This window comes from Modestobacter sp. VKM Ac-2983, assembly GCF_026967885.1.
Taxonomy (GTDB): domain Bacteria; phylum Actinomycetota; class Actinomycetes; order Mycobacteriales; family Geodermatophilaceae; genus Modestobacter.
The window spans coordinates 303,412-323,562 of the sequence record NZ_JAPVBK010000004.1 but is presented as its reverse complement, the minus strand read 5'-3'; the positions used below and the strand labels follow the sequence as shown (position 1 = coordinate 323,562).

19 protein-coding genes are annotated in these 20,151 nt (G+C 74.0%); 11 read left to right on the top strand and 8 right to left on the bottom strand.

The genetic code is table 11. From position 1 onward, the window contains the following. Nucleotides 1-312: 312 nt before the first annotated feature. Both O2W18_RS18785 and O2W18_RS18780 read right to left on the bottom strand, forming a co-directional pair. Entirely contained in the window at nt 313-942 is a 630-nt protein-coding gene (locus tag O2W18_RS18785) for an alpha-ketoglutarate-dependent dioxygenase AlkB (protein ID WP_269188959.1), read from the bottom strand. A gap of 101 nt (nt 943-1,043) precedes the next feature. Next, entirely contained in the window at nt 1,044-3,284 is a 2,241-nt protein-coding gene (locus O2W18_RS18780; RefSeq protein ID WP_269188958.1) for a RecQ family ATP-dependent DNA helicase, read from the bottom strand. 80 nt (nt 3,285-3,364) lie between these two features. On the opposite strand from O2W18_RS18780, the gene O2W18_RS18775 reads away from it, so the two are divergent. The 4 genes from O2W18_RS18775 to O2W18_RS18760 all read left to right on the top strand — a co-directional run bounded on the left by O2W18_RS18775 (nt 3,365) and on the right by O2W18_RS18760 (nt 6,647). After that, nucleotides 3,365-4,192, top strand: coding sequence for a PHP domain-containing protein (locus O2W18_RS18775; protein WP_269188957.1), 828 nt, complete (start codon nt 3,365-3,367; stop codon nt 4,190-4,192). Between the two features lie 72 nt (nt 4,193-4,264). Further along, nucleotides 4,265-4,513 carry a hypothetical protein gene (locus O2W18_RS18770; protein WP_269188956.1) on the top strand — a complete coding sequence of 83 codons (249 nt, stop codon included), beginning with the start codon at nt 4,265-4,267 and terminating at the stop codon, nt 4,511-4,513. 50 nt (nt 4,514-4,563) lie between these two features. Continuing rightward, nucleotides 4,564-5,532 carry a carbamate kinase gene (locus tag O2W18_RS18765; protein ID WP_269188955.1) on the top strand — a complete coding sequence of 323 codons (969 nt, stop codon included), beginning with the start codon at nt 4,564-4,566 and terminating at the stop codon, nt 5,530-5,532. Between the two features lie 11 nt (nt 5,533-5,543). After that, nucleotides 5,544-6,647, top strand: coding sequence for a ring-opening amidohydrolase (locus tag O2W18_RS18760; RefSeq protein WP_269188954.1), 1,104 nt, complete (start codon nt 5,544-5,546; stop codon nt 6,645-6,647). A gap of 62 nt (nt 6,648-6,709) precedes the next feature. On the opposite strand, the gene O2W18_RS18755 is transcribed toward O2W18_RS18760, so the two are convergent. Next, nucleotides 6,710-7,132: an organic hydroperoxide resistance protein gene (locus tag O2W18_RS18755; protein WP_269188953.1), complete on the bottom strand. Its 423-nt coding sequence runs from the start codon at nt 7,130-7,132 to the stop codon at nt 6,710-6,712. Nucleotides 7,133-7,314: 182 nt separating this feature from the next. Between O2W18_RS18755 and O2W18_RS18750 the strand changes: the two genes are divergently transcribed. After that, on the top strand, nt 7,315-8,406 hold the full coding sequence (locus O2W18_RS18750; RefSeq protein ID WP_269188952.1) for a PP2C family protein-serine/threonine phosphatase: 1,092 nt from the start codon (nt 7,315-7,317) through the stop codon (nt 8,404-8,406). A 17-nt stretch (nt 8,407-8,423) separates the two neighbouring features. Here O2W18_RS18750 and O2W18_RS18745 read toward each other — a convergent pair whose 3' ends face one another. The 4 genes from O2W18_RS18745 to O2W18_RS18730 all read right to left on the bottom strand — a co-directional run bounded on the left by O2W18_RS18745 (nt 8,424) and on the right by O2W18_RS18730 (nt 12,349). After that, complete coding sequence (locus O2W18_RS18745; protein ID WP_269188951.1) at nt 8,424-9,119, bottom strand: lysophospholipid acyltransferase family protein; 696 nt, start codon at nt 9,117-9,119, stop codon at nt 8,424-8,426. Then, nucleotides 9,116-9,379, bottom strand: coding sequence for a hypothetical protein (locus O2W18_RS18740; RefSeq protein ID WP_269188950.1), 264 nt, complete (start codon nt 9,377-9,379; stop codon nt 9,116-9,118). The genes O2W18_RS18745 and O2W18_RS18740 overlap by 4 nt, the downstream gene beginning before the upstream one ends. Before the next feature lie 92 nt (nt 9,380-9,471). Then, entirely contained in the window at nt 9,472-10,887 is a 1,416-nt protein-coding gene (locus tag O2W18_RS18735; protein WP_269188949.1) for a DUF1116 domain-containing protein, read from the bottom strand. After that, complete coding sequence (locus tag O2W18_RS18730; protein WP_269188948.1) at nt 10,880-12,349, bottom strand: FdrA family protein; 1,470 nt, start codon at nt 12,347-12,349, stop codon at nt 10,880-10,882. Before O2W18_RS18730 ends, O2W18_RS18735 begins: the two co-directional genes overlap by 8 nt. 155 nt (nt 12,350-12,504) lie before the next feature. Here O2W18_RS18730 and O2W18_RS18725 point away from each other — a divergent pair, with 155 nt between their 5' ends. The 4 genes from O2W18_RS18725 to O2W18_RS18710 are packed head-to-tail and all read left to right on the top strand — an operon-like array spanning nt 12,505 to nt 17,009. Further along, nucleotides 12,505-13,380, top strand: coding sequence for an FAD binding domain-containing protein (locus O2W18_RS18725; RefSeq protein WP_269188947.1), 876 nt, complete (start codon nt 12,505-12,507; stop codon nt 13,378-13,380). Beyond that, nucleotides 13,377-13,898 carry a (2Fe-2S)-binding protein gene (locus O2W18_RS18720; protein ID WP_269188946.1) on the top strand — a complete coding sequence of 174 codons (522 nt, stop codon included), beginning with the start codon at nt 13,377-13,379 and terminating at the stop codon, nt 13,896-13,898. The genes O2W18_RS18725 and O2W18_RS18720 overlap by 4 nt, the downstream gene beginning before the upstream one ends. A 43-nt stretch (nt 13,899-13,941) precedes the next feature. Beyond that, the gene (cutA, locus tag O2W18_RS18715) at nt 13,942-16,359 is read left to right on the top strand and encodes an aerobic carbon-monoxide dehydrogenase large subunit (protein WP_269188945.1); all 2,418 of its coding nucleotides are present in this window, start codon (nt 13,942-13,944) and stop codon (nt 16,357-16,359) included. Further along, nucleotides 16,356-17,009, top strand: coding sequence for an SRPBCC family protein (locus O2W18_RS18710; RefSeq protein WP_269188944.1), 654 nt, complete (start codon nt 16,356-16,358; stop codon nt 17,007-17,009). Before cutA ends, O2W18_RS18710 begins: the two co-directional genes overlap by 4 nt. On the opposite strand, the gene pdxR is transcribed toward O2W18_RS18710, so the two are convergent. Beyond that, nucleotides 16,985-18,412 carry a MocR-like pyridoxine biosynthesis transcription factor PdxR gene (gene pdxR, locus O2W18_RS18705; protein ID WP_269188943.1) on the bottom strand — a complete coding sequence of 476 codons (1,428 nt, stop codon included), beginning with the start codon at nt 18,410-18,412 and terminating at the stop codon, nt 16,985-16,987. The genes O2W18_RS18710 and pdxR overlap by 25 nt on opposite strands. A 66-nt stretch (nt 18,413-18,478) precedes the next feature. Between pdxR and O2W18_RS18700 the strand changes: the two genes are divergently transcribed. Together O2W18_RS18700 and O2W18_RS18695 are read left to right on the top strand one after the other, a co-directional pair. Further along, entirely contained in the window at nt 18,479-19,372 is an 894-nt protein-coding gene (locus tag O2W18_RS18700; RefSeq protein ID WP_269188942.1) for a DMT family transporter, read from the top strand. Between the two features lie 122 nt (nt 19,373-19,494). Beyond that, nucleotides 19,495-20,097, top strand: a complete 603-nt coding sequence (locus tag O2W18_RS18695) for a hypothetical protein (protein ID WP_269188941.1) — start codon at nt 19,495-19,497, stop codon at nt 20,095-20,097. The last annotated feature ends 54 nt before the right edge of the window (nt 20,098-20,151 follow it).

Sequence of the window (20,151 nt, the reverse complement as noted above, 5' to 3'; positions counted from 1 at the left end):
CCGAAGACGCCGAAGGGGGATTTGTTACTTGGCACTGACTTTCGGCACGCTGTTGAGTTCTCAAGGAGCGGACGCGCACGTTCCCCGACCAATCTCTTGGCCGTTCTTCGTGGCGGTGATTTCCACTTTACACCAAGTTCCGCAGCGGGTGAACCTCGGGGGTTCTTCCGGCGGTTTCCCAGGCCCTGCGGCCCGGTCCGTTCTCGCTTGGTGCATGGAGAACGATACACGCCCTCAGAGGGGCTCTGCAGGGGGGTCCCCGGAGGGGTCCTGGAATGGCTCGGACGCGCTGCTGAGCAGGGAGAACGCGGCTCAGGCCACCCCGCGGGGGCGGAACTGGACGCTCACCCGGGGACCGACGGCCTTGGTCGTCTTCGGGATGCAGTGCTCCCAGGTGCGCTGACACGAACCGCCCATCACCACCAGGTCGCCGTGCCCGAGGGTGAAGCGCCGGCTCTCGCCGCCACCCACCGGCCTCAGCAGCAGGGGGCGGGGAGAACCGAACGAGACGATGGCGACCATCGTGTCCTCGGTGCGGCTGCGCCCGACGCGGTCGCCGTGCCAGGCGACGCTGTCGCGCCCGTCGCGGTACAGGCACATGCCTGCCGTCACGAACGGCTCGCCCAGCTCCGGCCGGTAGTACGCGTCGAGGGCGGCGCGGGCCTCCGTGAGCACAACGTGCGGCAGCGCCTCCCCCGCTCCGTACCAACGCAGCAGCCGGGGGACAGCCACCTCGCGGTCGTACATCTGCCGGCGGTCCTCCCGCCAGCCGATGTCGCCCAGCAGGACGTCGAGCACGCCGCCGGAGCCCTCGACCCAGCCGGGGAGGTGGTCGACCCAGGCGCCCCGGGTCAGCAGGTGCCGATCGATCCGCCCTGCGAGCGGGGTGAGTTCGGCCTCCTCGGCCACGTCCCAGATGGACGGCTGGTGCGCGAGCGACATGCAGAGAGGCTACCCCCGGTTTCGCACAGGTGTTCGAAAACCTGTGGACAACCTCGTCTCCTCCCCGACCTCGGTACAGGACAGAGGTCGGGGTCGCTCCCTCAGGCGCTCAGTGCCAGCACGAACGGCAGGACGGAACCGGCCCCCGCAAGCCGCAGCTCACGGCCGGCGACGGTCATGGTCCAGCGCGAGTCCGCCAGGTCGTCGACGAGGAGGATCGGGGCGTCGCCGAGCTCTGCCAGCCGGGCCCGGAGCTCCGGCCCGACCACGATGCGCTGCCAGACCCCGGCCAGCCGGAAGGCGCTGTTGCCGCCCGGCCCACCGGTGGGACCGCCGTGCGCCAGCTCGAGCGCCCCCAGGTAGGGCAGCCGCCCCAGCTGCGCCAGCCCCTGGGCCACTCCCGTGACCAGGGCTGGCCGCCGGCGGGACGGCATGGCGACCACGCCGGCGGGGCGCCGCGCCCAGTCCCAGGCGCCGAGGACCCGGGCACAGGCCTTCAGCAGTTCTGCGTCCGGCGGTGCGTCGTTGGGGAGGCCCGGGCGCATGACCCGGTGGCTCACCTCGTAGGCGGCGTCCGGGTCCTCCTCGATCGAGGGCGCCTCGAGGTCCTCGGCCAGCGTGGCCACGCCACCGACCCCGTCGTCCCCCAGGAGGGTGCGCAGGCGCTGACCCCACCCCAGGTCGGTCAGCCGGGCCACGGCCCGCCCGGTGGCGATCTGCTCACCGGGCGCGATCTTGCCCTTGACCTCGACCCCGAGCCGGTCGGCGCCGGTGGGCCACTGCGCCCGCGGCGGGAGCTCCACGCCGGGCCGGTCCAGCCGGGCGGAGGCCGCCTCGGCTGCGCCGGCCGGCACGTCGGTGGGGTACCAGGGGCCGGCACAGACGTCACAGCGCCCGCAGGGGCTGGCGGTCGGGTCGTCGAGGGCGGTCTGCAGGAAGGCCATCCGGCACTCGGCGGTGTCGACGGGCCGTGCGTAGGTGAGCATCGACCGCTGCTCGGCCTCCCGGGTCGCGGTGACCCGGGAGTACCGCTCGGCGTCGTAGACCCACGGGACGCCGGTGGAACGCCAGCCGCCCTGGACCCGCTCCACCGCACCGTCGACGGCGAGCACCTTGAGCAGCAGCTCGAGCCGGGAGCGGCGCACGTCGGCCACCGTCTCCAGCCTCGCCACCGACCAGGCCTTGCCGTCGGCCATCGCGGTGAGGACGGCGGCGGCATGGTCCTCCCGGGGCATGGAGGAGGTGGCGAACCACTGCCAGATCGCGATGTCCTCCGGTCCCGGGAGCAGCAGCACGTCGGCGTTGGCGACGGCGCGGCCGGCGCGACCCACCTGCTGGTAGTAGCTCACCGGCGACGACGGCGCGCCCAGGTGGACGACGAAGCCCAGGTCGGGCTTGTCGAACCCCATCCCCAGCGCCGAGGTGGCGACCAGGGCCTTCACCCGGTTCTCCCGCAGCGCCTCCTCGGCGTCCTTGCGGTCGGCGTCGTCCAGCCGCCCGGTGTAGGCGCGGACCTCGTGGCCGGCGTCGCGGAGCAGCGCCGCCGTCTCCTCGGCCGCGGCCACGGTGAGCGTGTAGACGATGCCGCTGCCCGGCAGGTCGCCGATGTGCGCCGACAGCCAGGCCAGCCGTGCGCGGTCGGTGTCCAGCCGCAGCACGCCCAGCCGCAGGGAGTCCCGGGCCAGCGGGCCGCGGACCGTGGTCACCTCGACGCCACCGGCGCCGAGCTGCTCGGCGACGTCGGCGACCACCCGCTCGTTGGCCGTGGCGGTCGTCGCGAGCACGGGGGTGCCGGCGGGGAGCTGACCGAGCAGGTCGCGGATGCGGCGGTAGTCGGGCCGGAAGTCGTGCCCCCAGTCGGAGACGCAGTGCGCTTCGTCCACCACCAGCAGGCCGCAGCGCTCGACCAGGCTGGGCAGCTGCTCGTCGCGGAAGCGCGGGTTGGTCAGCCGCTCCGGGGAAACCAGCAGGACGTCGACGTCGTCGGCGGCGAGCCGGGCGTTGATGTCGTCCCACTCGGTCACGTTGGAGCTGGAGATCTCCACGGCCTTGATGCCCGCGCGGGCGGCTGCGGCCACCTGGTCGCGCATCAGCGCGAGCAACGGGCTGACCAGCAGCGTGGGGCCGGCACCGCGGCGGCGCAGCAGGGCGGTGGAGACGAAGTACACCGCGGACTTCCCCCAGCCGGTGCGCTGCACGACCAGGGCACGCTGGTGCCGCTCGACGAGCGCGGTGACGGCGGCGTCCTGACCCTCGCGGAAGACCGCGTCGGCGCGGCCGGTGAGCTCGCGCAGGACGCCGAGCGCCTCATCGGCCAGATCGGTCTCGACAGCGGTGCTCATGCCCCGACCGTAGGCCGCGGCACCGACATCTCCGGACCTGGGAGTGCGGTGGCTGTGGACGGACGGTTGGATGGGCATCGATGCTGCCCCCGGACAACCACGTGCACTCCGAGTTCTCCTGGGACACCGGCCCACGAGCGTCGTTGCTGCGCGCCTGCGAGCGGGCCGTGGAGATCGGCCTCCCGGCCATCGCCTTCACCGAGCACCTGGACTTCACCGTCTGGGACGCCGCCGACCGGGCCACCGCACAGGGGCTCACCGACCGGCACCCGGCCAACCAGCTGCCGATCGACGTCGACCTCTACGCCGAGACGATCTGGGAGGCCCGGCAGCGCTTCCCGACGCTGCGGGTGTGGTCCGGCGTCGAGGCCGGCGAGCCGCACCTGTTCGGGGCCAGCGTGGCTGCGCACCTGGGTGCCTCCCCGGTCGACCGGGTCCTCGGTTCCCTGCACTCGCTGCCGGTCGACGGCCGGCTGATGGGCGTCAACCGGCTGCTGCACGCCCCGGGCATCGACGTCATCGCCACGATGCGCCGGTACCTCACCGAGATGGTGACGATGATCGAGAGCAGCGACGTCTTCCAGGTGCTGGCCCACTGCGACTACCCGCGGCGCTACTGGCCCGGCGGCCGGGAGCAGTACCCGCAGGCGGTGTTCGAGGAGGAGTACCGGGCGGTGTTCCGGGCGCTGGCGGCCGGTGGTCGGGCCCTCGAGGTGAACACCACCAGCCCGCTGTGGTCGGTGGAGCTGCTCCGCTGGTACCGCGAGGAGGGCGGTGACGCGGTCAGCTTCGGCAGCGACGGCCATCAACCGCACCTGGTCGGCCAGCGGTTCGACCTGGCGGTCGACGTCGTCGAGCAGGCCGGTTTCCGCCCCGGCCGGGACCGCTTCGACTTCTGGCGCCGCTGACTCCGTCAGCTCGACGACGGGATCCGAGAAAGGTGGGTCTCGATCCGGTGGTGGACTGCCGATGAGGGGGGCGTGACCGCTCCGGCAGCCCTCGAGGCCCCGACCGACGGGGACGACGCCGTCCTCTTCGGCCCGCAGACCGTCGTCCAGGAGGCGACTGCCGCCGGCCTGGCCGCCATCGCCCGGCTGCACGACGAGGCCATGGCGGCGATCGCCGCGCTGGCCGAGACCTGGGACCAGCCGGCCGACCCGGTCCGGGTGCTCCGCACCGCCGAGCGCCCGGCGGTCGTCCTCCGGCCCGGGAGCGCAGCCGCCGCCTGATCTGGGGGAAGTACTTCACCGCTAAGGCAGTTCCCCGCTAGGGTCACGCAATGGCCCTCCCCCGTCGTGTCGTCATCGCCCTGGGCGGCAACGCGATGACCGGCGCCGACGGCTCCGCCACTCCCCGCGCCCAGCGCGAGGCCATCGCCGCGGCCGCCCAGCACATCGCCGCCGTCGTCGCCACCGGGGCCGAGGTGGTCCTCACCCACGGCAACGGCCCCCAGGTCGGCAACCTGCTGGTCAAGAACGAGCTGGCGGCGCACGTGGTCCCACCGGTCCCGCTGGACTGGAACGTCGCTCAGACCCAGGCCACCATCGGGTTCACCCTCGCCGACGAGCTGGACGCCGCACTGGCCGCCCTCGGCTCGCCCCAGCGCACCGCGGCGCTGGTCACCCGCACCCTGGTCGACCCCGCTGACCCGGGCTTCGCGATCCCGTCCAAGCCGGTCGGCCGACACCTGCCCCGCGACGAGGCCCAGCGCTTCATCGACCTCGGGCAGAACTGGGAGGACCGCGGTGAGCGCGGCTGGCGGCGGGTGGTCGCCTCGCCCGAGCCGCTGTCGGTGGTCGACGTCCCGGCCATCTCGGCGCTCAGCGGGGCCGGGTTCGTGGTCGTCTGCGCCGGCGGGGGCGGCGTGCCCGTGGTGCCAGGCCCCGCGGACGGCGATGCCCTGATCGGCGTCGAGGCCGTCATCGACAAGGACCTCACCGCCGCACTGCTCGCCCGGGAGCTGCGCGCGGACACCCTGGTCATCGCCACCGACGTCCCGCACGTGATGGTCGACTTCGGCACCCCGTCGGCCCGCCCGCTGGCCCGGGTCACCGTCGCCGAGATGCGTGCCCACGCCGAGGCCGGCCAGTTCGCCCGCGGCAGCATGGGCCCCAAGGTCGAGGCCGCCCTCCGGTTCGTGACCGACTCCGGGGACGGCCGTCAGGGCGCTCGCGCCGTCATCACCGCACTGCCCCACATCTCCGACGCCGTCGCCCGTGACGACGTCGGCACCGTCGTCACCGCATAGAAGGAGAAGACATGCCCGCACCGATCGAGGTCCGCAAGGTCCCGCTGCACAACGTCAGCGACGCCTCCGAGCTCGCCAAGCTCATCGACGACGGCGTCATGGAGGCCGACCGGGTCATCGCCGTCATCGGCAAGACCGAGGGCAACGGCGGCGTGAACGACTACACCCGGATCATCGCCGACCGTGCGTTCCGCGAGGTGCTGATGGAGAAGGGCTCGCGGAGCAAGGAGGAGATCGGGGACATCCCGATCGTGTGGTCCGGCGGCACGGACGGCGTCATCAGCCCGCACGCCACGATCTTCGCCACGCTGCCCGAGGACTCGGTGGAGAAGACCGACGAGCCGCGGCTGACCGTGGGGTTCGCCATGAGCGAGGTGCTGCTGCCCGAGGACATCGGCCGGCTGACCATGGTGGAGAAGGTCGCCGAGGGCGTGCGCCGGGCGATGGCCGAGGCCGGCATCACCGACCCGGCCGACGTCCACTACGTGCAGACCAAGACGCCGCTGCTGACCATCGAGACGATCCGCGAGGCCAAGTCCCGCGGGCAGGAGACGTACTACGACGAGCCGCACGGCTCGATGGACCTCTCCAACGGCACGACGGCGCTGGGCATCGCGCTGGCGCTCGGCGAGATCGAGATGCCGGAGCAGAAGCAGGTCATGCGCGACTTCGACCTGTTCAGCGCGGTCGCGTCCTGCTCTTCGGGCGTCGAGCTGGACCGGGCGCAGATCATCGTCGTCGGGAACGCCCGCGGCCACGGCGGCGACTACCGGATCGGTCACTCGGTGATGACCGACGCCCTGGACCAGGACGGCATCTGGAACGCCATCCGGGACGCCGGCCTGGACCTGCCCGAGCGGCCGCACACCTCCGACCTGGACGGCAACCTGGTCAACGTCTTCCTCAAGTGCGAGGCCGACCCGACCGGTTACGTGCGGGGCCGGCGCAACGCGATGCTCGACGACTCCGACGTCTTCTGGCACCGGCAGATCAAGGCCACCGTCGGCGGTGTCGCCGCGTCGGTGACCGGCGACCCGGCGGTGTTCGTGTCGGTGGCCGCGGTGCACCAGGGCCCCTCCGGCGGCGGCCCGGTCGCCGCCATCGTCAAGGCCTGAGCCGACGGCGCCGGCCGGGTCGGGCCCCGGCCGGCGCCCTCAGCCGCGATCCTGGTGCCCCGTCAGGCGACCGTGGTCTCCAGCGTGACGGGGACGTTGCCGCGGGTGGCGTTGGAGTAGGGGCAGACCTCGTGCGCGGCCGCCACGAGCTGGTCCGCGGTGGCCTGGTCGACGCCGCCCAGCTCGACGTGCAGGGCGACCTCCAGCCCGAAGCCGCCGGCGTCGTTCGGCCCGATGCCGACCTCCGCGGTGACCCCGGCGTCACTGATCGGCGCCTTCTGCTTGCGGGCGACCATCTTCAGCGCGGACAGGAAGCACGCGGCGTAACCGGCGGCGAACAGCTGCTCGGGGTTGGTGGCGCCGCCCTCGCCACCCATCTCCTTCGGCGTGGCCAGGTCCAGGTCGATCAGACCGTCGGAGGAGCGGGTGTGGCCGTTGCGGCCGTCACCGGTGGCGGTGGCGACAGCGGTGTAGACGCTGGGCATGAGCGGTCCTCCAGGTAGTTGGGTGCACCATCCACTGTGCACCCGGCGGACCGGTGGTGCGCCTGCCCCGGGGCCGATCTCGCTCACACTCCTCGGGTGCACGAGCCTGACCAGTCGGTTCGCTACCTTGGTCGCTGCGCCGGGCCCGCGGGGGGAGACCGGATGAACGAGGAGCTGCCGCGGTGACCAGGTCCCAACGCCTGCAGCGGGCACTGCCCGCAGGGGTGCTGGCCGTCGTGACCGTCACCGACGTCGTCAGTGGGCCCGATCAGGTGATCCTCGGCCTGGTCGTCATGGCCCCGCTGCTGGCGGCGACGACGCTCAGCCGGCGGGGGACGGTCGGCTACGCCGTCCTGGCCCTCGTCCTGGCGGCGCTGCTGGGCGTCTACGACCAGCAGTACACCGCGAACACGATGCTCCCCCAGGTCGTCCGGCTGCTCGCGGTGGCGGGCGGCGGCGTCCTGGCGGTGGGCGCCTGCAGTCTCCGGCTGCGACGCGAGGCCCAGCTGGCCCGGCTGAGCGCGCAGGCCGCGACCACCGAAGCGGCGCTCCAGACGGCTGAGGCGCTGCAGCTCAACCTGCTCGGCCCGCCGCCGCGGGTGGCGGGCCTGGAGTCGGCCGTGCGCTACCTGCCGGCCAGCCGGCACACCCAGGTGGGGGGCGACTGGTACGACGCCTTCTCCCTCCCCGACGGGAGCACCATGCTGGTCATCGGGGACGTCGCCGGGCACGACGCCCCGGCGGCCGCCACCATGGCCCAGGTCCGGGCGATGCTGCAGGCGATCGCCCAACGCTCCCCGGGATCCCCGGCCGCGGTGCTGAGTGCGCTGGACGAGGTGCTCGCCGGGTTGGGGCTGACCACCCTGGTCACCGTGACCGCCGCCCGGATCGACGCGCGGGCGCAGGACGCGGTGGACGGGACGCGACTGCTCCGGTGGTCCAACGCCGGCCATCCACCACTGCTGCTGGCACGGGCCGACGGCGGGGTCGTGCTGCTCGACCGCACGCCGGAGAGCCTGCTGGGCATCGCCCCCGGCGCCCCACGGACCGACCACACGGTGCGGCTGTGCCCCGGCGACACGCTGCTCTTCTACACCGACGGGCTCATCGAGCGACGCGGTGCACCGCTCGACGACGGGTTGGCCTGGCTGGTCGGCGAGCTGAGCAGGACAGGTCGGGAGCCCCTCGACCGACTCTGCGACGACCTGCTGGGCCAGCTCGGTGGGCGGGTCGACGACGATGTCGCGCTGCTCGCCGTCCGCGTCCCCGGCTGAGCACGGGCATCGGCGGGTCAGGCCGCGCGGCCGCGCCCCTCGGCCTTGACGTCGGCGGCGTACCGGTCGACGTACTCGGCGCCGGAGAGCCGCTGCAGCTCGGCCATGACCCGGTCGGTGACCTCCCGCAGCGCCGCCCCGTCGTCGGCCGGCCCGGGGTGGTCGGAGAAGTCCAGCGGTTCGCCGATCCGGACCACCACCCGCCCGGGCCGGGGCAGCCGGGCACCCGGGGGCATGAGCGCCCGGCTGCCGATCACGGCGATGGGCACGACCGGGGCCCCGGTGGACAACGCCAGCCGGGCCACCCCCGTCTTGCCGCGGTGCAGCCGGCCGTCGGGTGACCGGGTGCCCTCCGGGTAGATGCCGAGCACCCCGCCGCCGGCGAGCACCTCCCGGCCGCGCCGCAGCGCCGCCTCGGCGGCCGTGGCCCCGCCGCGGTCCAGCGGGACCATGCCGATGCTCTCGAGCAGCAGGCGCATCGCCCGCCCGAGCAGCCCGGGGCGGGTGAAGTACTCGCTCTTGGCCAGGTAGGTCACCCGGCGGTGACTGAGCACCGGGGGGAAGAACTGGTCCAGCGTGGAGGGGTGGTTGCCGGCCAGGATGACCGGCCCGGTGGCCGGGAGGTGGTCGGCCCCCTCGACCTGCGGCCGGAACAGGCCCAGGACCAGCGGCCGGACGAGGAAGCGGACGACCGGGTAGGCGTCGACGCTCACCGCTCGTCCGGTGCCCGGCCGGCGTGGTCGACCAACTGCGCGGCGCTGTCCTGCCCGTGCATCCGGGCGCAGGAGGCGCAGCAGAAGAAGACGCCGTCGGCCTCGACCCCGTGGCCCACGACCTTCACGCCGCAGTGCTCGCACACCGGGGCCAGGGCGTGGATGGCGCACTCGAAGCTGTCGAAGGTGTGCACCGCCCCCGCGGCGTGCACCTCGAAGCTGAGCCGGTAGTCGTTCCCGCAGACCTCGCAGCTGGCCATGGCCCCACCCTCCGTCGGCGTCGCGGCCGGTACCGACCGCCGTCGGCGACTACCCGCTGACCCGGGGAGGTAACGAGCACCGCCCAGGCCCGTCAGGACGCTGCCCGGGACTCCTCGGCCAGCGCCGCCAGGGCCTGCTCGAAGCAGGCCTGGGGCGGCTGCACCAGCCCGGCGCCGACCTGGCCGGTTCCGGCGACCCGCCCGGCCATGCCGGTGTTGATCTGCGGCAGCCAGCCGGTGCGGGCGACCTGGAGGACGTCGATGCCGGTCGGGGAGCCGCGGAACCCCATGATCGGGATCTGCATCGCCGGGTTCTCGGCCAGCGTCAGCTGGTACATCCGCTCGGTGGTCGCCAGCGCGTCGGGGACGGTGCCACCGACGAACCGGACGATCGCCGGGGCCGCGGCCATGGAGAACCCGCCGACGCCGTAGGCCTCCATGATCGCGGAGTCGCCGATGTCGGGGTTGGCGTCCTCGGGGCCGTAGTCGCCGAGGTAGAGCCCGACGGGGGTGTTGGCCGGTGCGGTGAACCAGCGGTCACCGGTGCCGGCGGTCTGGATGCCGAAGTCGGTGCCGTTGCGGGACAGCACGGTGACCATCGTCGAGCCGGGGACGTCGCGGGCGGCGTCCATCGCCAGCTTCGCCGTCGGCATGCCGAGGTTCAGGTAGAAGTGCTCGTTGCCGCCGATGAAGCGCAGCACCTCGGCGATGTCCTGGGCCGGTGCGTCGACGCCGACGATGGACGGCGACAGCTCGCGCAGCGCCATCAGCGAGCCGGCGCGGTTGCGGTTGTGCCCCTCGTCGCCCATCTGCAGCATCTGGGCGAGGATCGCCTTGACGTCCAGCGGCTCCGGCCTGCTGCGGACGGCGCGCTGGAGCACCGGGCCGAGCACGTCGCGCATCCAGGCCAGCCGGGTGAGCACCTCGTCGTTGTAGGCGCCCATCCGCAGCACCTTGCCCAGGCCCTCGTTGAGGTTGCACCAGGCCTGCCCGCCGTTGGCCGGGTCCTCCAGGCACCACATCCACATCGACGGGCTGGTCACCCCGGCCATCGGCCCGACCGTGCGGTGGTGGTGGCAGGGGTCGAGGGTGATCTCCCCGGCGGCCAGGATGCGTTCGGCGTCGGCGACGTCGGCGGCCCAGCCCTCGAAGACACAGGCGCCGATGAGCGCGCCGCGCATCGGGCCGGAGGCGGTCTCCCAGGTCAGCGGCGGGCCGGAGTGCAGCAGCATCCGGTCGGGCAGGTCGAGCACCTCGCGGGCCGGCCGGACGTCGACCAGCAGCGAGCCCGCGGCGAGCACCCGCTCGACGGCGACCCGGTTGGCGGCCGCACGGCGCGGGTCCAGCGCGAGCTGGGTGAGGTCGTCGGGGCTGCCGAAGCCCGGCGGGCGCCAGTCGACGTCGGTGACGCTCGCGCCCTGCTGCCGGAGCGCGGTCGAGAAGACCTCGACGCCGGCGGCGACGATGGACGGCGGGGCGGACAGCAGTCCGCCGAGGGGCTCACTCATGGCCGTCTCCGATCAGGCTGAGGGCGTAGCGGGTGGCGGCGGCGTTGGAGGCGAAGACCGCGGCGCCGGCCTCGGCGAGGGCGTCGGCCTGCCGCGACCAGCACTGGGGGTCCGCCTCGGTACCGACGAGCGCCACCACCGTGGGGAGGCCGGCCGACTGCAGCGCGGGCACCAGGGTCGCGGCCGGGTCGGGGTCGGCGCCGTGGCCGAGGACGACGTCGAGCAGCAGGACGGCGGGCTCACCGCCGGCGGCGAGGCCGGCGATCGCCTCCAGCCGCAGCGTCGGGTCGATCATCGGGTGCGCGCGGCCCACGGTGAGCGCGTCGTCGCCGAAGTCGACGACCACGTGCCCGCGGGCGGCCAGGTCGGTGCCGAGATCGAGCTCCGGGCGCAGCGGCGTGTTGGAGCGGATGTCGCCCAGGGCCGGGGCGGCGATCAACATCGTCTCGTCGGCGAGGGTGCCCCCGGAGTAGAAGCCCTTGAGCACCGCGCCGGCGGGCACGGCATCTGCGGTGCCGGGCCGCGAGGGCCACTCGGGGACGGCGACGCCCAGGTCCCCGAGCAGCGCCTCCACCGCGGCGGTGAGGTCGGGCTGCTCCGGGCTGAGCGCGGCGGAACGGACCGGGACGTCCAGCTCCTGGGCCACCTCGGCCACCCGGGCGGCGACCGACGGGGCCGGGGGTTTGGAGACCAGCAGCACCCGCTCGGTGGCCGGGTCCGCGTCCAGCGCGGCCAGGGCATCGAGGGTGGCCAGCCCACCGACGGCCTCGGAGAGGTCGCGGCCGCCGACGCCCAGCACGTGGGAGACACCGACGCCGGCCGCGTCGAGCAGGCAGCTGACCTGCTGGGCGCCGGTGCCCGACGCCGCGACCAGGCCCACCGGGCCACGCCGGACGACGTTGGCGAAGCCGAGGGCGAGGCCGGAGACGATCGCCGTCCCGCAGTCCGGGCCCATCACGAGCACGCCGGCATCGTGGGCGGCCCGCTTGAGCGCGACCTCGTGCTCGACCGGCACCCCGTCGCTGAAGATCAGCACCGACCGGCCGGCGGCGATGGCGTCGGTGGCCTCGGCGACCGCGTACGGCCCGGGCACGCTGATGATCGCCAGCGCCGGGTCGTCCGCACCGTCCAGGCCGGCGCCGATCGTCCGGGCCGGGATGGTCTGCGCCTCGCCCCGGTCGGCGCGGGCGGTGAGCGCGGCGTCGACGGCGGCGACCGCGGCGGCCAGCTCGGCGTCGTCCGTGGCGGTCAGCGCGATCAGCAGCTGGTCGGGCTTCGCCCCGCCCTCGGGCGCCAGGCCCATGCCGGCGGCGAGCTCGAGGTTCAGCGGCGTGGCCATCGCGACGACGACGGTGTGCACGCCGGGGCGGTCACCGATCTCGCGGCTGACCTGCATGAGCCGGACCGAGTCGGCGTAGACGCCGCTGCGGAGGGAGACGTGCCGAACTGGACTGTCGCTCACCTGGCGGGACGCTACCGGAGAAAGTGTCTCAGCGGTGAGGTAGTTCTGCGGCCGAGTTCGGCCGGAAGTTTTAGCGCTGAGGTACTTCCGTCTCCCGGGACGGCGGTGACAGAGTGACGCCTTCCACACCCACGCCTGGAGGTGACCCGCAGCCGGTGAAACCCGCTCCGTTCGGCTATGCCGACCCGACCTCGGTCGACGAGGCGCTCGACGTCCTGACCGCGGAGGGCGAGGGTGCGAAGGTGCTCGCCGGCGGCCAGTCCCTGCTCCCACTGCTCTCGATGCGCCTGGCTGCGCCCACCACCCTGGTGGACATCAACCGGGTGCCCGGGCTCGCTCAGATCTCCGCCGGCCCCGATGGCGTGCGCGTGGGTGCGCTGGTCCGGCATGCCCAGCTGCTGGCCTCGGCCGAGGCGGCCGGTGTCCAGCCGCTGCTCGGCCGGGCGACCGCGAACGTCGCGCACCCGGCCATCCGCAACCGCGGGACGACGGTGGGCTCGATCGCGCACGCCGACCCCTCGGGCGAGATGACCGCGGTGCTGGCGCTGACGGACGGTTCCGTCACGGTCGCGACGCCGGAGGGGCGCGAGACGATCGGCTGGGGCGACTTCTTCCTCGGGCCGCTGGAGACCTCGGTGCACGGGCCGGCCGTCGTCCTGGACGCCTTCTTCCCGGCGCTGCCGGAGCGGTCGGGCACGGCGTTCGCCGAGATCGCGCGGCGGAAGGGCGACTACGCGGTCTGCGGGGCGGGCGTCCTCGTCACGCTGGACGCCGACCGGCGGGTCAGCTCGGCCCGGGCCGCCTACCTGTCGGTGGGTCTGGTGCCCGAGGTGCACGACCTGACCGACGCCGTCGTCGGCCAGCCGGTCGACTCCGCGGACTGGGCGGCCGCCGGCGAGCTGGCCCGTGGGCTGGTCGACCCGGACGGCGACCTGCACGCCAGCGCCGACTACCGGCGACTGCTGGTCGCCACCCTCACCGCCCGGACGCTGGCCGACGCCGGTGCCGAAGCAGCCAGGAGGACCGCGTGACCGAGGTGCAGACGGAACGGGCGATCTCCGTGGTCGTCAACGGTGTTCCACGTGAAGCGACGGTGCCGGTGCGCTGGCTGCTGTCGGATGCGCTGCGGCACGGGTTCGGGTTGACCGGCACGCACGTGGGCTGCGAGCACGGCGTCTGCGGAGCGTGCACGGTGCTCGTCGACGGGCAGCCGACCCGCTCCTGCCTGGTGCTCGCCGTCCAGGTCGACGGCCGCGAGGTGACCACCGTGGAGGGCCTGTCCCGGTCGGACCACCAGGGCGGGCAGGTGCTGCACCCGATCCAGGAGGCGTTCCGGGAGTGCCACGCGCTGCAGTGCGGGTTCTGCACGCCGGGCTTCCTGACCACGATCGCGGCCGGCCTGGACGCCCGGGACCCGTCGGTGGAGATCACCGAGGAGGAGGTCGACGAGATGGTCGGCGGCAACCTGTGCCGCTGCACCGGCTACGCCAACATCAAGAAGGCCTGCCGGCACGCCGCAGCGACCATGCGCGACGAGGCCGCCCGGTGACCACCAAGATGGCCATTTCGGTGGTCTGGGGGAGGACGGTCCGGTGACGACGAAGTTCTTCGGGGAGCCGGTGCGCCGGCGCGAGGACGCTCGGCTGATCATCGGCCAGGGCCGCTACCTCGACGACATCGGCTCCGGCGCCTACGAGGCGGCGTTCGTCCGCAGCCCGTACGCACACGCCCGGGTGCTGGACATCGACGTCAGCGCAGCCATGGAGGTCGAGGGCTTGCTGGCGATCTACACCTACGAGGACCTCACCGGCCCGCTGGCCGAGCCACTGCCGGTGCTGATCCCGCACCCGCAGCTCACCGCGCCGCGCACCGGGTACCCGCTGGTGAAGGACATCGCCCAGCACGTGGGCGAGCCGATCGTGATGGTCGTGGCCACCGACCGGTACATCGCCGAGGACGCCGCCGGGCTGATCGAGATCAGCTACGAGGAGCTGCCCGTGGTGGTCGGCGTCGACGCGGCCGAGGCCGCCGAGCACACCGTGCACGACGACGTCCCGGACAACGTCGCTGCCCGGCACCACCAGGAGACCGGCGACGTCGAGGCGGCGCTGGCCGCCTCCACGCACACGCTCTCCTTCACCCAGTACTTCGAGCGCAGCGCCTCCATGCCGATGGAGGGCAAGGGCGTGCACGCCCGCTGGGACGACGCCGACTCCTCGCTGCGGGTCTACTCCTCCACCCAGGCCTCGACCTCGGTGCGCGCGGCGATCGCGGCCAAGCTCGAGCTGTCGATGGAGAAGGTCGAGGTCATCGCACCCGACGTGGGCGGCGGCTTCGGTGTGAAGATCGTGCACCCGTGGCCGGAGGAGCTGCTCGTGCCGATGGCCGCGCGGCTGCTGGGCCACGAGGTGAAGTGGACCGAGGACCGGCGCGAGCACTTCATCTCCAGCGCGCACGAGCGGCAGCAGCGCCAGGAGATCCGCGTCGGGTACGACGACGACGGGCGGATCACGGCCCTCGACGTCCTCGTCTGGCACGACAACGGCGCGTACACGCCCTACGGGATCATCGTGCCGATCAACACGGCCACCCAGTTGTGCGGCCCGTACGACATCCCCGTCTACCGGGCCCGGGTGAACAGCGTCTACACGAACACGGTCATCGTCACGCCGTACCGCGGGGCCGGCCGGCCGCAGGGCACGTTCGCGATGGAACGCACGATGGACCGGATCGCCCAGGAGCGCGGCATCGACCGCGCGTTGGTGCGGGAGCGGAACCTGATCCAGCCCGACCAGTTCCCCTACGACTGGGGCCTGACGTTCCAGGACGGCCGGCCGCTGATCTACGACTCCGGCGACTACCCGGCGATGATGGCCAAGCTCAAGGTGCTGGTCGACTGGGACGGCTTCGCCGAGCGGCGGGCCGCGGCCGAGGCGCGCGGGAAGCTGCTGGGCATCGGGATGGCGCCCTACGTCGAGGGCACCGGGCCGGGGCCGTACGAGGGCGCGCACGTCCAGGTCCTGGGCAGCGGCAAGGTGCTGGTCTCGACCGGGCTGACCTCGCAGGGCCAGGGGCACGAGACGGTCTTCGCCCAGCTGGCAGCCGCGGAGCTCGGCGTCCCGCTGGAGGACGTCGAGGTCACCACCGGCGACACCCGGCGCTTCGGGTACGCCGTCGGCACGTTCGCCTCCCGCGCCGCGGTGGTCAGCGGCAACGCCGTCGCGCTGGCGGCCCGCGGGGTGAAGGAGAAGGCGCTGCGGATCGCCGCCGAGGTGCTGGAGGCCGACCCGGCCGACCTGGAGATCGACGAGGGCCTGGTCCAGGTGAAGGGGACGCCGGGCGCCTCCATCCCGCTGCGCACGGTCGCCGTCCTGTCCAACCCGCTGCGGTACGCGTTCGACGAGGCGGCGCGGCAGGCGACCCAGTTCGCCGGGCCGGGCGACGATTCCAAGCCGCCGGTGGCGGTCGGGGACGCACCGGGGCTGGAGCACACCGACTACTACTCCCCGCTGCGGTCGACCTTCGCCTCCGGCGCGCACGCCGTGGTCGTCGAGATCGACCCGGAGACGTGGGAGATCGCCATCGAGCAGTACGCGGTGGTGCACGACTGCGGCACGATCATCAACCCGATGATCGTCGAGGGGCAGGTGCACGGCGGTGTCGCGCAGGGCGTGGGCGGGGCGCTGTACGAGCGGATGGCCTACGACCGCGACGGTCAGCTGACCAACGCCTCGTTCATGGACTTCCTGATGCCGTACGCCTCCGAGGTGCCCGACGTGGACATCGACCACCAGTCGACGCCGTCGCCGCTGAACGAGCTGGGGATCAAGGGCGCCGGCGAGGCCGGTGTCATCCCCGGTTCGGCGGCGATCGCCTCGGCGATCGAGGACGCGGTGGGACGGCGGATCGCGGCGATGCCGATCTCCCCCACCGAGCTGTACGACCTGGTGCGCTCGGACGCCGAGCGCGTGACCAACTCTTCCCCCCACGACTCTGGAGCGATGGCGTGAACCTCGACGGCAGTGCGGTCCTCTCGGCGGCACCGGAGCAGGTCTGGGCGGTGATCACCGACCCGGCGGTGCTGGCGCGGACGATCCCGGGCTGCGAGTCGCTGAAGCAGGTCGGCGAGGACAGCTACACGATGATCGTCTCGGCGGGCGTGGGCGCGATCCGCGGGAAGTACGCGGGCGAGGTACGACTGTCGGACCTGACCTTCCCGTCCTCCTACGTCATGCACGCATCCGGCTCTGGTGGGCCGGGTTCCGTGCGGGCCACCGTGCAGATCAAGCTCGTTCCCTCCGGTGACGGCACGGAGCTGACCTACTCGGCGGACGCCGTGGTCGGTGGCGCGGTCGCGGGTGTGGGGCAGCGGATGATCACCGGCGTGGCGAAGAAGATGGCCGGGCAGTTCTTCGCCGCGATCGACAAGGAGCTGGTGGAGCCGAACGTGGTGGCCGAGGTCATCCCGATCGCCGCGGACGTTCCCGCGGGAACGCCTGCCGACGCCGCTCCGGCTCCGGTCGGCTACGCCACGGCCCCGGCTGCTGCGGGGGGCTGGGTGCCGGCCGAGGCGAAGCCCCTGCTGGTCGGCGCCGCCGGCGGCGGGCTGCTCACCCTGCTCGGGATCTGGATCGGCTACCTCCTCGGCCGCCGCGGCTGAGCGTCGGCCAGCCGCTCGATCGCGGTGCGGAGGCGGTCGGGGGCGTTGGCGGCGTAGCCGAGGACGAGGCCCGGGTCGCCGGGGGTCGTGCGGTGCCAGGACAGCGGGTGGACGACGACCCCGGCGTCCCGGGCGGAAGCGGCCAGCTCGACGTCGTCGGCGTCCGAGCCGGGGAACGTGATCAGCACGTGCAGCCCGGCCGCCACCCCGGAGACGACCGCTCCCGGCAGGTGCTGGGCCAACGCGGTCACCAGCGCGTCCCGCCGCGCCCGCTGCCGCCCGCGCACCAGCCGCAGGTGCCGGTCGTGCTCCCCTGACCGCAGCAGCTCCGCGAGCACCAGCTGCGGCAGCGCCGGGCTGCCCAGGTCGCTGGCGTGCTTGGCCGCCACCAGGTCGGCGTCCAGGGACGACGGCGCGACCAGCCAGCCCAGCCGCATCCCCGGCGCCAGCGTCTTCGAGGTGCTGCCGGTGTGCGCCACGTGCTCCGGCGCCGACGGCTGCAGCGCCGGCACCGGCGCCCGGTCGTACCGGTGCTCGGCGTCGTAGTCGTCCTCGATCACCAGGCCGCCGCCGTCCCGTGCCCAGCCGAGCAGCTCGCGGCGCCGCGCCGGGGACAGCACCACCCCGGTCGGGAACTGGTGCGCCGGCGTGACCATCACCGCCGCCACGTCCGGCATCCCCGCGACCACCAGCCCGGCGGCGTCCACCGGCACCCCGACCGGCCGCAGCCCCCAGTGCGCGAACTCCTCCCGCGCGCCCCGCGACCCCGGGTCCTCCACGCCGATCGTGTCCCCGCCCCGCGACCGCAACGTCTGGGCCAGCAGCGCCAGCGCCTGGGCCACCCCGGACACCACCAGCAGCTGCTCCGGCGCGACGCGCAGCCCGCGGGTGCGCCCGAGCCAGCCGGCGAGCTCCGACCGCAGCCGCGCGCTCCCCCGCGGGTCGCCGTAGCCCAGGTCCGCTGCCGACGCCGCCCGCAGCACCGCCCGCTCCGCCCGCAGCCAGGCCGCCCGCGGGAACGCCGCCAGGTCGGGCACGCCCGGTGACAGGTCGATCTCCCCCTCGGCCGCCGGTCGGTTCGTCGGCAGCGGCAGCCGCACCGGCCCGGCCGGCGTCGTGACCGCGGGGCGCGCGGGTGCCGCGACCGACCGCGGCAGGACGACGGTCCCCGACCCGGTGCGGGCCGCCACCAGTCCTTCGTCCACCAGCCGCTGGTACACCTCGACCACCACCCCGCGGGCGATGCCCAGGTCACCGGCGAGCGTCCGGGTGGCCGGCAGCCGGTCCCCCGCCGCCAGCCGGCCGTCCAGCACCGCGGCCCGCACGGCCGCGGTCAGCCAGTCGGTGAGCCCGCGCGCCGGCGCAGCCGCCGGGTCGAGCTGGAGGAAGTCGGCTCCGCGCATTGGTCCACTCCCGATGACGGCGATTGGCCCTCCACGGTGGACCAGGACCTCAGCAGCATGGCAGCCATGACGACCAGCGTGGCAGCGCCCCAGCAGCAGTCGGCCACGTCCGCCGTCCTCACCGGGACGACGGCGATGGGCTTCGTCGGCGGCAGCGTGGCGGTCTCCGCCGTCCTCTCCGACGCGCCGCTGTTCACCGCCCAGTCGCTCCGGTACGCCGCCGCCTGCCTGGTCCTGCTCGGCTTCGCCCGGCTGGCCGGGCGGTCGGTGCACCGGCCACGCGGCGCGGAGTGGGCGTGGTTGCTGGGCGTCGTCGGCGCCGGGATGGTGCTGTTCAACGTCGCTCTGGTGCGCGGGTCCGAGCACGCCGAACCGGCCGTGCTGGGGGTGGCCGTGGCCAGCGTGCCGATCGCGCTCGCCCTGGCCGGGCCGCTGATGGCCGGACGCCGACCGGAGGCCCGGGTGCTGCTGGCGGCCGCGGTCGTCACCGTCGGCGCCGGCCTGGTGCAGGGAGTGGGGCACAGCGACGCCACCGGGCTGGCCTGGGCGGTCGTCGTTCTGGCCTGCGAGGCCGGGTTCACGCTGCTCGCCGTGCCGCTGCTGACCCAGCACGGCGCATGGGGCGTCTCGGTGCACACCACCTGGGTCGCGGCCGTGGTCTTCGGCGTCCTCGGGCTGGCCGCCGAGGGGCCGGGGGCCCTCGCGGAGCTGACCGGCGGTGAGCTCGCCGCGGTCGGCTACCTGGCCGTCGGGACGACCGCGGTCGCCTTCGTCCTCTGGTACTCCGCCGTCGGCCGGCTGGGCACCGCGCGGGCCGGCCTGCTCACCGGCGTCGCCCCGGTCGCCGCCGCCGGGGCCGGCGTCGCGATGGGCGGGGCCGTGCCCGGGCCCCTGGTGTGGCTGGGCATCGCGGTGGTCGGCGCCGGGCTGACGGTGGGCCTCACCTCCCGAGCGCGCTGACCGCGCGGCGTGCGGGGCAGCTCGACAGGCGTGGCCCATGGAGACCACAGGGTGCGCACAGCCGCCCGGCCGACGCTGACGGCATCGGTCGGATCGCCTGACCGGAGTCGGAGGAGACCATCGTGCACACCAAGCTGATCACCCTCACCACCGCCGGGCTGCTCGCCGTGGGTGGTGCCGCCGTCGCCGTCCCTGCCCTGGCCGGCACGGACTCCACCGACCCCGCCGACACGGGCTCCTCGCGGGTCGACCGGATCACCGAGGCGCTGGCCGGGCTGGTCTCGGACGGCTCCCTCACCCAGGAGCAGGTCGACGAGGTGGCCGCCACCCTCGACGCCGCCGACCTCGGTGGTGGGCACGGCGGATGGCACGGCGGATGGCACGGTGGGTGGCAGGGCAACCCCGGCGACGGTCGTGGCCTGGAGGCCGCGGCGACCGCCCTGGGCATGTCAGAGGAGGACCTGCGCACGGCCCTGCAGGCCGACGGCGCCACGCTCGCCTCGGTGGCGGAGGAGCAGGGCGTGGCCGTGGAGGTTCTGGTCGACGCCCTGGTCGCGGCCGCGCAGGAGCGCGTCACCCAGGCCGTCACCGACGGCGACCTGACCCAGGAGCAGGCCGACGAGCGCCTGGCCGACCTGGAGTCGTCGATCACCGAGCGGGTGGACAGCACCTGGGGCGACCGGTGGCAGCGCTGGACCAACTCCGGGGACGACGCCACGAACTGAACCCACCCGCAGCAGTCCTCGACGGTCAGAGCTGCGCGACCATCTGCCCGAGGG